The following is a 13,287-nucleotide window of genomic DNA, read 5'->3' as shown; positions in this document are numbered from 1 at the left end:
CGGTCTCACTTCAGCGGCACGAACACATTGATCACGAGCTTGTCCTCCGCCGTCTTGAGCGGATCGGTGAGGTACTCCTCGATGAAAGTGTCCTTGGCTTCCAGCTTCTTGTCGTCGAGGTGATTGGTGATCGCCTCATAGGTGTTGTCCATGTTGTCGTAGGAGCCGCGATGGACGAACTTCAGCGCCTTGCCTTCCGGCGATTTGCCGACGCTCATGTCCTTGGGCAGGTTTTTCGGATCCTGTTCGACCGGGATCTCGGCAAGGAAGGTGAAGCCGGTGTCGTCAGTCGATGTGTAGACGATCATCGAGTTGCCGGCGTGCTTGATGCCCTGCTTGTCCAGCAGTGTGTTCAGCGCCTTGAAGGCGTCGATCAGCGTGTCGAAGGCTGAATCCCAATTGGCGGTGCCCTTGACCATCACGACCTTCTTGGGCTCGAGCGTGGTCTCCAGGCCGAAGGGATCGGCGGTCTGCACCGGTGCCGGCGTCGCGGCCGCAGCGGGTGGCGGTGCCGCCGGGCTTGGTGAGGCGCTGGCTGCGGGCGAGGGCGATGCCGCAGGCGCGGGGGAGGCGCTGGCCGCAGGAGAGGGCGTTGCCACCGGCGCGGGCGAGGCGCTCGCGGCCGGGGAGGGCGAGGCCGACGGAGCCGGCGAGGGACTTGCCGATGCGGCGGGCGCCGGGCTCGGAGTCTGCGCCGGGGCGCCGGACACACCAATCGACAAAGCCGCCGCCGGGATCAGCGCGACCAGAGCGAGACGGTAAAAACGATTCATTCTATTCTCCCCACGTCTTAGTCCAAGCTTAGTTCACGAAGGCCTAAGCCCATCAAGACCTTAACCCACCAAGGCCCCTAAGTTCGGCCGCGCGTCCCGGTTCTCGCGCGAACTGCGCCGTTCTAACACGCGACCGCCGAATTCGTCCCATGACAGATGCGTCATGGCAGATGCCATGGCAGACGTCTTGGCAGACCTCTTGGGCCCTGGCGGCAAATCACTGGCCAAGCCGTCAAGGATCGCCATATAAGACGGGCGAAATTCAGGAATTTTCATGAGCGCGCTGGACAACCACGCATTTGCCAAGATGAACGGCATCGGCAACGAGATCGTCGTTGTCGACATGCGCGATTCCGCCTCGCCGGTGACGCCGGATGACGCCCGCGCGGTCGCGTCCGCGCAAGGCGGCGTGCCCTACGACCAGCTCATGGTGCTCCAGAAGCCGCGGCTCGACGGCACCGAGGCCTTCATCCGCATCTACAACAATGACGGCTCGGAGGCCGGCGCCTGCGGCAACGGCATGCGTTGCGTGGTGCGGCGCTTGTTCGAGAAGACGGGGCAGACCGCGGTGACCTTCGAGACCGCTGCGGGGCTTCTCAATTGCTGGCAGGGTCCGGCGCCCGATCTCTACACCGTCGACATGGGCGCGCCCAAGTTTGGCTGGCAGGATATCCCGCTGGCGGAAGAGTTTCGCGATACCCGCTACATCGAATTGCAGATCGGGCCGATCGACAATCCGATCCTGCATTCGCCGTCCGTGGTGAGCATGGGCAACCCGCATGCGATCTTCTGGGTCGACGACGTCAATGCCTATGATCTCGAACGCTTCGGGCCGCTGCTGGAGAACCACCCGATATTCCCGGACCGCGCCAACATCACGCTCGCCCATATCGTCGATCGCGAGCACATCACGATCCGCACCTGGGAGCGCGGCGCCGGTCTGACCAGGGCGTGCGGCTCGGCGGCTTGCGCCACCGCAGTCGCCGCGGCGCGGCTGAGGCGCACCGACCGCAATGTCGAGATCACGCTGCCCGGCGGCAAGCTCGGTATCGAATGGCGTGAGCGCGATGACCACGTGCTGATGACGGGTACGGCGACCTTCGAATATGAGGGCAATTTCGATCCGGCGCTGTTCGCGCCGGTCGGCTGATGGCCGTCGACATCGTCACCTTCGGCTGTCGCCTCAATGCCTTTGAGGCGGAGATCATCCGCCGCGAGGCGGAAGGCGCCGGGCTCGAAGATACCATCGTCATCAACAGCTGTGCCGTCACCAACGAGGCGGTGGCGCAGGCGCGCCAGTCGATCCGCAAATTGAAGCGCGAGCGGCCGAGCGCGCGCATCGTCGTCACCGGCTGCGCGGCACAGACGCAAAGCGGCATGTTTGCCGATATGGCCGAGGTCGATCGCGTCGTCGGCAATGACGACAAGATGCGGGCGTCCGCGTGGCGCGATGCGCGCGATGCGTTCGATCTCGGTACGAGTGAGAAGGTCGCCGTCAGCGACATCATGGCCGTGAAGGAGATGGCGCCGCATCTCATTGACGGCTTTGCGCGCGGCCTGCCGCGGGTGTTCGTGCAGGTGCAGAACGGCTGCGACCATCGCTGCACCTTCTGCATCATTCCTTATGGCCGCGGCAATTCGCGCTCGGTGCCGATGGGCGCGGTGGTCGATCAGGTGCGGGCGTTGGCGGAGCGCGGCCACGCCGAGATCGTGCTGACCGGCGTCGATCTCACCAGCTATGGCGCTGACCTTCCGGGTTCGCCGAAGCTTGGCATGTTGACCAAGCAGATTTTGCGGCATGTGCCGGAACTGAAGCGCCTGCGCATCTCCTCAATCGATTCGATCGAGGCCGACGCCGATCTGCTCGACGCCATCGCGGGCGATGCGCGGCTGATGCCGCATTTGCATCTGTCGCTGCAATCCGGTGACGATATGATCCTGAAGCGCATGAAGCGGCGGCACTCGCGAAATGATGCGATTGCATTCTGCGACCAGGTGCGACGCCTGCGCCCGGACATCGCCTTCGGTGCCGACATCATCGCGGGCTTCCCGACCGAGACCGAGGAGATGTTCTCGCGCTCGCTGGATCTCGTGGGGGAATGCGGCCTGACCTTCCTGCATGTCTTCCCCTATTCCCCGCGTCCCGGCACGCCGGCAGCGCGGATGCCGCAGGTCGCGGGGCCGGAGATCAAGGAACGGGCGAAGCGGTTGCGAGCGACGGGCGAAGCTGCGTTAAAGCAGCGGCTGCAAGCCGAAATCGGCGCGACGCGCGATGTGCTGATCGAGAGCGAGAGTCAGGGGCGCACGGAGCATTATCTGCCGGTCGCGATTGCGGGCGAGTGCGTTGGGAGTGTCGTGGCGCGAAGGATCACCGGCAGCGATGGCGAACGACTCATTGCGTAACTCAGGTGTTGTTTACGACGCGCTACATCCCCAACGTCGTCCCGGCGAAGGCCGGGACCCATACCGCGTGATCTCTCGGTGATGCGCGGTGCTTGTCCCAACGAAGCAGAGTAACGGACAGTCGTCGTCAAACTGCTCCCTGTGGTTATGGGTCCCAGCCTTCGCCGGGACGACACCGAGGGTGTGGATGCGGGGCGCTTAAGTCGCGAGAGCCTTACGACGCCCTGACCTGCCAGAACCGCAGCGTCCGTCGCGCGTTCTCCGGCGTCATGCGGGCAAAATTTCCCTGTGCCCTCGCGATGTCCGCCGGCTTCATCGCGCCGGTGGCGAAGCGGCTTTCGAGCACGGCGGCCGTGGTTTCCCAGCTGAGCTGCGCCGCGCGGCAGGGCACGAGCAGGCCGTCCTCGCGCAGGCTCTGCATCAGTGGGCGAATCACTTCGACGGTCGATCCGGACAGCGCCGCCAGTGCCGCCACGGTTTCTTCATAACGTCGCTGCCTGGCGAAGTTGAGCAGCGTCGTTTCGCTGAGCTGGCCACCCGCCTTGAGATTCGCAATCGCCCGCTTGGCGCCCTCGAAATCGCGCACCCCTGACATCTCGCGCTCGACGCCGACGGTGACGGCGGCGATCGCGCCCTGGATTTCCTCGAACAGATGCGGCGGCGCGCGCGACAGCAATCTCGTGCGCACGGCATCCGTCGCCGAGCGCAGCAATTGGCGGCGCATATCCGACGGCAGATCGACGCGGACGCCGACGCTGACGGCGAGCTCCGGGTCGCTCTCGGCCTGGCCGACGATGACGGCGAAACCGCCTCCGGAAACGCGCGCGCCGGGATTGGCGGCGAGCCGTCGGCTCACACTCGGATAACGGCGCGCCAGCAGCGCGTCGGTGACGATCTCCTTGAGCCACCAGCGGCCGGCGACCGCGAGCAGATGCGGTTCGCCCTTGGACGCCGCGATCTTGACCAGTTCGCCGTCGTCGAGGCGAGCGGATTCCTGGAGCACGGGGCCGGCGATGCGGATTTCGTCATTGTTGGCGAGGCGGCGGATCACCGATGGCGGGGCCTGCGCGATCGGCGCGAGCTGAGCGCTGATTTCGGCGAGCGCCACGCGCGCGCCCATGTCGGCAATGGCGCGCAGCTCGATGGTGCCGATCAGGCGTTCGAGCACGTCGTCGAACAGCGCGATCTGCTCGTCGTCAAAACTGCCGGCGGAAGACAGGAACAGGTCGGTGACGCGTCGGGCGGTTTCCAGGCCCTTTTCCGCCGAGCCGATCCGTATCGCGGATTCGACCTCTTGGATGATCGATAGCTCGGCCTTGGACATGACGCGTTGCTCGTCCTGAGCGATTGACGGAAGCTTGTTCTAAGCAGCCGCTATCATTAGAGACGAGCACTGAACGTTTCGTAAACCATGCACCCGGGCGGGCGTTATTCCCCATTCCAGCCGCAGGCGCGGAGCCGCTCGTGCATGTGGGGCGGGGCGGGCGCCACCACGCGGACCGGTTCCTTATTCCGGGAAATCGGCACCACGATCTCGCGGGAATGCAGATGCAGCCGCGGCTCGCCGAAACGCGGGCCGTTGCCGTAAATGTTATCGCCGAAGATTGGCCATCCGGTCGAAGCCGAATGCACCCGCAATTGATGGGTCCGGCCCGTGACCGGTTCCATGGCGAGCCAGGTCAGGCCATCGCCCCGGCCCATCACCTTCCAGTTGGTGACCGCCTTCTGGCCCTCGGGATCGGGCTTCTGCCACCAGCCGCGTTCGGCGTTGAGCCGGCCAAGCGGCATATCGATAGTGCCTTCATTCTCGGCAGGTCCGCCCTCGACCAGTGTCCAGTAGGTCTTGCCGATCTTGCCGTGCTTGAACAGCAGGCCGAGCGAAGCTGTCGCCTTGCGATGGCGGCCAAGCACAAGGCAACCGGAGGTGTCCTTGTCCAGCCGGTGGGCCAGCACCGGCGGCCGCGGCAGGCCGAAACGAAGCGCGTCGAACGAGGTTTCCAGATTGGCGCCGCCCTTGGGGCCGCGATGCACCGGCAGACCGGCCGGCTTGTTGATCACCAGCATCAGCCCGTCGCGATGAAGCACGCGGCCTAAGATCTCGTCGGCGGTCAATTCGGGAACATCGAGCAATTGCAAGACTTTCGTTTAGAAGCGGGAACGGCTAACACACCGCCATCATGAACGATACCACCTCCGAGACCCCCAAGCTGAGCTGGTGGCGCCGCCTGTCAAACGGGCTGAAGCGCACCTCGTCCTCGCTCGGGACCGCGGTCGCCGACCTCGTCACCAAGCGCAAGCTCGACCGCGCCATGCTCGACGATATCGAGGACGTGCTGCTGCGCGCCGACCTCGGTACGCAGGTTTCGGTGCGGATAGCAGACGCCGTCGGCACCGGGCGCTATGACAAGGCGATCTCGGCCGACGAGGTCAAGGACGTCGTCGCGACCGAGGTCGAGAAGGTGCTGTCAGCGGTCGCCAAACCGCTCGAGATCGATGCGGCAAAAAAGCCGTTCGTCATCCTCGTGGTCGGCGTCAACGGCTCCGGCAAGACCACCACTATCGGCAAGCTCTCGCAAAAATTCGCCTCCGAAGGCCGCAAGGTGATGCTGGCCGCCGGCGACACGTTTCGCGCAGCAGCCATCGAGCAGCTCAAGGTGTGGGGCGAGCGCACCAAGACACCGGTCATCGCGGGCGCGCAAGGCTCGGATTCGGCAAGCCTCGCCTTCAACGCGCTGACGGCTGCGAAGGAGCAGAACATCGACGTGCTCCTGATCGATACTGCCGGCCGCTTGCAGAACAAGACCGAGCTGATGAACGAGCTCGAGAAGGTCGTGCGCGTCATCCGGAAGGTAGACGTATCAGCGCCGCACGCGGTGCTACTCGTACTCGACGCCACCGTCGGCCAGAACGCGTTGTCGCAGGTCGAAGCTTTCCATCGCACTGCTGGCGTCACCGGGCTCGTGATGACCAAGCTCGACGGCACTGCGCGCGGCGGCATTCTGGTGGCGCTCGCGGAAAAATTCAAACTGCCGGTGCATTTCATCGGCGTCGGCGAAGGTGTCGACGATCTCGCGCCCTTCACCGCGCGCGATTTCGCCCGTGCCATTGCCGGAATCGAATCGTAGGTTTCTCTCGTCATGCCCCGCGCAGGCGGGGCATCCAGTACGCCGCGCCGCTAGTTGTAGATCACAGGCGCCTCGGAATACTGGATCCCCCGCCTTCGCGGGGGATGACAGCAACAAAGGTCGAGGAATGGACAAAACCCAGCCGCATCCGTTGTTCAAGCTTGCGACCGAGCTCGGTCCGCTGCTCGTCTTCTTCTTCGTCAATGCGAAGTTCAATCTGTTTGCCGCGACCGGCGCCTTCATGGTCGCGATCGTGGCGGCGATGATCGCGTCCTATGTGGTGACGCGCCACATTCCGATCATGGCGATCGTGACTGGCGTCATCGTGCTGGTGTTCGGCACGCTGACCCTGGTGCTGCACGACGAGACCTTCATCAAGGTCAAGCCGACCATCATCTACGGCCTGTTCGCCGCGATCCTCGGCGGCGGCCTCTTGTTCGGCCGCTCCTTCATCGCCGTCATGTTCGACCAGATGTTCAATTTGACGCCGCAGGGCTGGCGCATCCTCACGCTGCGCTGGGCGCTGTTCTTCGCCGGCATGGCGGTGCTGAACGAGATCGTCTGGCGCACCCAGAGCACTGACTTCTGGGTGAACTTCAAGGTGTTCGGCGTGACTCCCCTGACCATGATCTTCGCCATCGCCCAGATGCCGCTGACCAAGCGCTATGGTGTCGAGCCGGTGTCGCTGGAGACCAGCGAGGCCGAGGCGGGGGACGTGCGGGAGGGGTAGGTGCTCGCCACATACTCAACTGTCATCGCCCGCGAAGGCGGGCGATCCAGTACTCCGAGACGATTGTGATTGATCGATAGGCTGCGGCGTACTGGATGCCCCGCCTGCGCGGGGCATGACGGCGGTGTGTGGGGCTGGCCTCTTTCGCTGCCAGTTGAGCGCGGTCAGCTCCCCGCCTTCAACGCCTTCTCCATCTGCGGCAGCAGCACGCTCCGAAAATTGTCCGGCGTGATCGGGCCGACCAGCTTGTAGACGATGGTGCCTTCGCGGCCGACGACAAAGGTCTCCGGCACGCCATAGACGCCCCATTCGATCGAGGCGCGGCCGTTGGCGTCGGTGCCGACGCGGCCGAAGGGATTGCCGTAGCGGCCGAGGAAGCGCCGGGCATTGTCGGGCGCGTCCTTGTAGTTGATGCCGACGATCTGGAAGCGCTTGTCCTTCGCGAGCTCCGTCAACAGCGGCGCTTCGTCGTGGCACGGCACGCACCAGGAGGCCCAGACATTGACCAGGCTGACCTTGCCCTTGAACGCGGCGGGATCGAGGCCCGGGATTTGCGCGCTGTCAGCCTGCAATCCCTCGAGCGCCGGCAGCGTGGTCTGCGGCGCCGGCCGTCCGATCAGCGCGGAGGGAATCCGCGAGGGATCGCCGCTGCCGAGCCTGATCCAGAACAGCACGGCAAGCCCAAGGAAGGCGATCAGCGGCAGCACCATCAGGAAGGTGCGTCGCGGCGGCGTCGCGGGGGTTGATTGATCGCTCATGGTGTGTCCACCGCGCTGCGGCCTGAGCGGCGCGTGATGCCGCTGCGATCGAGCTCGCGCAGGCGCCTTGTCTGGTTGCGATAGTCGAGCACGACCCAGCCGATCAGGAGCGCGACCACGATCGCAGCTGCGGCATAGGACGTCACGATGAACGACGCGTAGGGGCCAAGCGACATCGTCACGCAGCTTTCTGGCTCGCCTGCATCATCTGCAGGGAGCGAACACGGCGACGCAAGATTTCGTTGCGCATTGCCGCCAGATGCAGCGTGACGAACAGCAGCGTGAATGCCACCGCCATCACCAGGAGTGGGATTAGGAAAGACTTGTCGAGCGTCGAGCCGCCCATGCGCATCACCGAGGCCGGCTGGTGCAGTGTGTTCCACCAGTCGACCGAGAATTTGATGATGGGCAGGTTGATCGCGCCGACCAGCGTGAGCACCGCGGCGGCGCGCGCCGCGCGCGAGGGGTCCTCGACCGCGCGCCACAGCGCCATCAGGCCGAGATACATCAGGAACAGAATCAGTACCGAGGTCAGCCGCGCATCCCATTCCCAATAGGTGCCCCACATCGGCCGGCCCCACAGCGAGCCCGTGAGCAGCGCGAGGAAAGTGAAGGCGGCGCCGATGGGGGCTGCCGATTTCGCGGCGACGTCGGCGAGCGGATGCCGCCACACCAGCGTGCCCAATGAGGCCACGCTCATCACGCCCCAGACGAACATCGACAGCCAGGCATTGGGCACGTGGATGAACATTATCTTCACGGTCGCGCCCTGCTGATAGTCGTCGGGCGCGGTGGCGGATTGATAGAGGCCGATCGTGAGCAGGATGACGGTCGCGGCTGCGAGCCACGGCAACACCCGCGCTGACAGCGCGAGGAACCGTGAGGGGTTGGCGAGGTCGATCAGCGTCATTGTATTCTGATAGTCACCGGTGGCTGCTCACGCAATCAGCATAAAACCGCGCAGCGAAAGTTGATCGGGGTCAAGCTCAGTCCAGTCCATGCTTCAGGCTCGCCGCAGCTGCAAACGGGCCGATCACGAGGCTCACCAGCGACAGCGCGCAGAGGATCGAGAACGGCGCGCCGAACGACAATGGCCCGGTGATCGCGGCCTGAGAGGCCGCAACCCCGAAGATCAGCACCGGGATCGACAGCGGCAGCACCAGCACGGCCATCAGCAGCCCGCCGCGATGCAGCGTCACTGCCAGCGCGGCGCCGATCATGCCGGTAAACGTCAGCGCCGGGGTGCCCGCGAGCAGCGTCAGCGCCACCGCGCCGGTTGAGACCATGTCGAGGTTGAGCAGCAGGCCGAGCACGGGGGTTGCGACAATCAGCGGCAGGCCGGCAGCCAGCCAATGCGCCAGTGCTTTCGAGGCGCAGGCCAGTTCCAGCGGGGTCCGGCTCATGGTGATCAGGTCGAGCGAGCCGTCCTCATGATCGGCCATGAACAGGCGGTCCAGCGTGAGCAGGCTGGCCAAGAGGGCGCCGAGCCACAGGATCGACGGCCCCAGCCGCGCGAGCTGCGCCAGGTCAGGCCCCACCGCGAACGGCATCAGGACCACCACGGTCAGGAAAAATAGCACGCCAATCAACGCCCCGCCGCCAACGCGGAGCGCGATCCGGATGTCCCGGCGGATGAGGGCCGCGAGGGCGGTCATGGGGTGGCTCCATGCTGCCGCAAGGGCGGTGCGCTCCCTCCCCCGCCTGCGGGGGAGGGTTGGGGAGAGGGTGTCTCGACAAAGAAGGCTCCCCCAGAGGAGAGAGCCCTCACCCGGCGCTGCGCGCCGACCTCTCCCGCAAGCGAAAGAGGCGAGGGCGCCCGGAGCGACAACCGTGGCCGCTCGAAAAGCTGAGGGTCGGGTCGTTTCATGCCATCCCCCCGATCCGCAGCTCCCGCGCCTCGATCCCCAGCGGCGCGTGGGTGGCGGCCACGATCAGGCCGCCGCTTGCGAGGTGATCGCGCATCAGGCCGCCGAACATGTCCTGGCCGGCCACATCCAGTGCCGTGGTCGGCTCGTCCAGCAGCCAGACCGGGCGGCGCACGGTGAGCAGCCGGGCCAGCGACAGCCGGCGGCGCTGGCCGGCGGACAGGAAGGCGGCGGGCAGGTCGGTGGTGTAGTCGAGGCCGACGGCGGCGAGGCTCTCAGCCGCGTCAAACCGCTCTCCGCCCAGGAAATCAGCCCAGAATGCGAGATTTTCCGCCACGCTCAGCGCCGGCTTGAGGGCATCGCGGTGGCCGAGATAGTGGCACTGCTCGGGCAATGTCAGTTCAGTGTCGCCCCCGCCCAGCGCGATTGTGCCGCCAGCCGGAATGAGCAGGCCCGCGATCAGCCGCAACAGCGAGGTCTTGCCCGATCCGTTGCGGCCCACAACGGCCATCGCTTCGCCGGAAATGGCCTCGAAATCGAGCCCGGTGAACACCTCGCGGCCGCCCCGCACGCAGGTGACCCCGCGTCCGGACAGCTGCATCTTGGCTCGTGTCGACCCGCTCAAAGCCAGGCCTCAGAAAATCTTGGGGTAGCGCATCAGAATTTTTGGCTCGCGAATTGCTGCGGTACGATTGTGGCTGTGGCGGCGCCGTTAGAAAGCTTCTATAAGCCCGGAACTACTTGATGCAGCAACTCAACCTGCCCCTGCAAGCGACCCAGCTGGATTCGCTGACGGTGTTAAAATACCCTTTGCCGGGTATAACTAACAATTGGGATTTCCTTTCATGACCTCGCTCGACAGCTTCAAATGCAAAAAGACCCTCAAGGTCGGCGCCAAGACCTATGTCTATTACAGCCTGCCCACGGCCGAGAAGAATGGTCTGAAGGGAATTTCGAAACTTCCCTATTCGATGAAGGTCCTGCTCGAAAACCTCCTCCGCAACGAGGACGGCCGTACGGTCAAGAAGGACGACATCGTCGCGTTCTCGAAGTGGTTGCGCAAGAAGTCGCTGGAGCATGAGATCGCCTTCCGCCCCGCCCGCGTGCTGATGCAGGATTTCACCGGCGTTCCCGCGGTGGTCGACCTGGCCGCGATGCGCAACGCCATGCAGAAGCTCGGCGGGGATGCCGAGAAGATCAACCCGCTGGTGCCGGTCGATCTTGTCATCGACCACTCCGTGATCGTGAACTTCTTCGGCGACAACAAGGCCTTCGGCAAGAACGTCACCGAGGAATACAAGCAGAACCAGGAGCGCTACGAGTTCCTGAAATGGGGCCAGAAGGCGTTCACGAACTTCTCCGTCGTGCCGCCCGGCACCGGCATCTGCCACCAGGTCAATCTCGAATATCTCTCCCAGACGGTCTGGACCAAGAAGGAGAAGATGACGGTCGGCAAGAAGACCGGCACCTTCGAGGTCGCCTATCCCGACTCGCTGGTCGGCACCGATTCCCACACCACCATGGTCAACGGTCTGGCCGTGCTCGGCTGGGGCGTCGGCGGCATCGAGGCGGAAGCCTGCATGCTCGGCCAGCCGCTGTCGATGCTGCTGCCGACCGTCGTCGGCTTCAAGCTGAAGGGCGCGATGAAGGAAGGCGTCACGGCCACTGACCTCGTGCTGACCGTAACCCAGATGCTGCGCAAGCTTGGCGTGGTCGGCAAGTTCGTCGAGTTCTTCGGCCCCGGTCTCGACCATCTCTCCGTTGCCGACAAGGCGACCATCGCCAACATGGCGCCGGAATACGGCGCGACCTGCGGCTTCTTCCCGGTCGACGCCGCCGCGCTCGACTATCTGAAGACCTCCGGTCGTGCGGCGCCGCGCGTCGCGCTGGTGCAGGCCTATGCCAAGGCACAGGGGCTTTTCCGTACTGCCAAGTCGGCGGATCCGGTGTTCACGGAAACGCTGACGCTCGACCTCGCCGACGTCGTGCCCTCGATGGCCGGCCCGAAGCGCCCCGAAGGCCGCATCGCGCTGCCGTCGGTCGCCGAAGGCTTTTCGCTCGCGCTTGGCACCGAATACAAGAAGGCCGATGAGCCCAACAAGCGCTTCGCAGTCGACGGCAAGAATTTCGACCTCGGCCATGGCGACGTCGTGATCGCCGCCATCACCTCCTGCACCAACACTTCGAATCCGAGCGTCTTGATCGGCGCCGGTCTGCTCGCGCGCAACGCCGCCGCGAAGGGCCTCAAGGCCAAGCCGTGGGTGAAGACCTCGCTCGCCCCGGGCAGCCAGGTCGTTGCAGCCTATCTCGCCGATTCCGGTCTCCAGACCGATCTCGACAAGGTCGGCTTCAACCTGGTCGGCTTCGGCTGCACCACCTGCATCGGCAATTCCGGTCCGCTGCCGGAGGAGATCTCGAAGTCGATCAACGACAACGGCATCGTCGCGGCTGCCGTGCTCTCCGGCAACCGCAACTTCGAAGGCCGCGTCTCGCCGGACGTGCAGGCGAATTATCTCGCCTCGCCGCCGCTGGTCGTCGCCCACGCGCTCGCGGGCAGCGTGACCAAGAACCTCGCGATCGAGCCGCTCGGCGAAGGCAAGGACGGCAAGCCGGTGTACCTCAAGGACATCTGGCCGACGACGAAGGAGATCAACGCCTTCATGAAGAAGTTCGTGACCGCGGCGATCTTCAAGAAGAAGTATGCCGACGTGTTCAAGGGCGACGCCAACTGGCGCAAGATCAAGACGGTCGAGAGCGAGACCTATCGCTGGAACATGAGCTCGACCTATGTGCAGAACCCGCCCTATTTCGACGGCATGAAGAAGGAGCCGGAGCCGGTCACCGACATCGTCGAGGCGCGCATCCTCGCCATGTTCGGCGACAAGATCACCACCGACCACATCTCGCCGGCTGGTTCGATCAAGCTCACCTCGCCCGCTGGCAAATATCTCAGCGAGCACCAGGTGCGTCCCGCCGACTTCAACCAGTACGGCACGCGGCGCGGCAACCATGAAGTGATGATGCGCGGCACCTTCGCCAACATCCGCATCAAGAACTTCATGCTCAAGGGCGCCGACGGCAACATTCCCGAAGGTGGTCTCACCAAGCACTGGCCCGACGGCGAGCAGATGTCGATCTACGACGCCGCGATGAAGTACCAGCAGGAGGAAGTGCCGCTGGTCGTGTTCGCCGGCGCCGAATACGGCAACGGCTCCTCGCGCGACTGGGCTGCCAAGGGCACGCGTCTGCTCGGCGTGCGCGCCGTGATCTGCCAGAGCTTCGAGCGCATCCATCGCTCCAACCTGGTCGGCATGGGTGTGCTGCCGCTGACCTTCGAGGATGGCACCTCGTGGTCGTCGCTCGGCCTGAAGGGCGACGAGAAGGTCACGCTGCGCGGCCTGGTCGGCGATCTGAAGCCGCGTCAGAAGCTGACCGCGGAGATCGTGTCCGGCGACGGTTCGTTGCAGCGCGTTTCGCTGCTTTGCCGCATCGATACGCTGGATGAGCTCGATTACTACCGCAACGGCGGCATCCTGCACTATGTGCTGCGCAAGCTCGCGGCGTAAGCGCGGATTTGTGAACGGTGCCTCACTGGTAAGTGAGTAGAAGGTTAGTCGAAGGCGGCCTATCACA

General features: G+C 64.7%; 13 protein-coding genes. 5 read left to right on the top strand and 8 right to left on the bottom strand.

Features of this window, described 5'->3' with window-relative positions:
- Positions 1-5: 5 nt before the first annotated feature.
- Entirely contained in the window at positions 6-773 is a 768-nt protein-coding gene (locus tag UB31_RS40645; protein ID WP_082078610.1) for a GyrI-like domain-containing protein, read from the bottom strand.
- Positions 774-1,047: 274 nt separating this feature from the next.
- On the opposite strand from UB31_RS40645, the gene dapF reads away from it, so the two are divergent.
- Together dapF and mtaB are read left to right on the top strand one after the other, a co-directional pair.
- Positions 1,048-1,923, top strand: coding sequence for a diaminopimelate epimerase (gene dapF, locus UB31_RS24730; protein WP_045012767.1), 876 nt, complete (start codon positions 1,048-1,050; stop codon positions 1,921-1,923).
- Complete coding sequence (gene mtaB, locus UB31_RS24725) at positions 1,923-3,176, top strand: tRNA (N(6)-L-threonylcarbamoyladenosine(37)-C(2))-methylthiotransferase MtaB (protein ID WP_045012766.1); 1,254 nt, start codon at positions 1,923-1,925, stop codon at positions 3,174-3,176. Before dapF ends, mtaB begins: the two co-directional genes overlap by 1 nt.
- 214 nt (positions 3,177-3,390) lie before the next feature.
- On the opposite strand, the gene UB31_RS24720 is transcribed toward mtaB, so the two are convergent.
- Together UB31_RS24720 and UB31_RS24715 are read right to left on the bottom strand one after the other, a co-directional pair.
- Positions 3,391-4,500 carry a DUF2336 domain-containing protein gene (locus UB31_RS24720; RefSeq protein ID WP_045012765.1) on the bottom strand — a complete coding sequence of 370 codons (1,110 nt, stop codon included), beginning with the start codon at positions 4,498-4,500 and terminating at the stop codon, positions 3,391-3,393.
- A gap of 104 nt (positions 4,501-4,604) precedes the next feature.
- A complete protein-coding gene (locus UB31_RS24715) occupies positions 4,605-5,306 on the bottom strand; it encodes an RluA family pseudouridine synthase (RefSeq protein WP_045004984.1) in 702 nt (233 codons plus the stop codon).
- 47 nt (positions 5,307-5,353) lie between these two features.
- On the opposite strand from UB31_RS24715, the gene ftsY reads away from it, so the two are divergent.
- Complete coding sequence (gene ftsY / locus UB31_RS24710) at positions 5,354-6,301, top strand: signal recognition particle-docking protein FtsY (RefSeq protein WP_045012764.1); 948 nt, start codon at positions 5,354-5,356, stop codon at positions 6,299-6,301.
- Positions 6,302-6,428: 127 nt separating this feature from the next.
- A complete protein-coding gene (locus UB31_RS24705) occupies positions 6,429-7,031 on the top strand; it encodes a septation protein A (protein ID WP_045004399.1) in 603 nt (200 codons plus the stop codon).
- Positions 7,032-7,195: 164 nt separating this feature from the next.
- Here the strand turns inward: UB31_RS24705 and UB31_RS24700 are convergent, their stop codons facing one another.
- The 5 genes from UB31_RS24700 to ccmA form a co-directional block, all read right to left on the bottom strand.
- Positions 7,196-7,789: a DsbE family thiol:disulfide interchange protein gene (locus UB31_RS24700; protein WP_045012763.1), complete on the bottom strand. Its 594-nt coding sequence runs from the start codon at positions 7,787-7,789 to the stop codon at positions 7,196-7,198.
- Complete coding sequence (gene ccmD, locus UB31_RS24695; protein ID WP_082078609.1) at positions 7,786-7,971, bottom strand: heme exporter protein CcmD; 186 nt, start codon at positions 7,969-7,971, stop codon at positions 7,786-7,788. Before ccmD ends, UB31_RS24700 begins: the two co-directional genes overlap by 4 nt.
- Positions 7,968-8,699, bottom strand: coding sequence for a heme ABC transporter permease (locus tag UB31_RS24690; protein ID WP_045004395.1), 732 nt, complete (start codon positions 8,697-8,699; stop codon positions 7,968-7,970). Before UB31_RS24690 ends, ccmD begins: the two co-directional genes overlap by 4 nt.
- Before the next feature lie 76 nt (positions 8,700-8,775).
- Positions 8,776-9,444, bottom strand: a complete 669-nt coding sequence (gene ccmB / locus UB31_RS24685) for a heme exporter protein CcmB (RefSeq protein WP_045012762.1) — start codon at positions 9,442-9,444, stop codon at positions 8,776-8,778.
- Positions 9,445-9,652: 208 nt separating this feature from the next.
- Positions 9,653-10,255 carry a heme ABC exporter ATP-binding protein CcmA gene (gene ccmA, locus UB31_RS24680; protein ID WP_045012761.1) on the bottom strand — a complete coding sequence of 201 codons (603 nt, stop codon included), beginning with the start codon at positions 10,253-10,255 and terminating at the stop codon, positions 9,653-9,655.
- Positions 10,256-10,499: 244 nt separating this feature from the next.
- On the opposite strand from ccmA, the gene acnA reads away from it, so the two are divergent.
- Positions 10,500-13,220 carry an aconitate hydratase AcnA gene (gene acnA, locus UB31_RS24675; protein ID WP_045012760.1) on the top strand — a complete coding sequence of 907 codons (2,721 nt, stop codon included), beginning with the start codon at positions 10,500-10,502 and terminating at the stop codon, positions 13,218-13,220.
- Positions 13,221-13,287 lie beyond the last annotated feature (67 nt).

Source organism: Bradyrhizobium sp. LTSP849, from assembly GCF_000938255.1.
Classification (GTDB): Bacteria; Pseudomonadota; Alphaproteobacteria; order Rhizobiales; family Xanthobacteraceae; genus Bradyrhizobium.
This window is presented reverse-complemented; position numbering and strand designations above follow the sequence as displayed.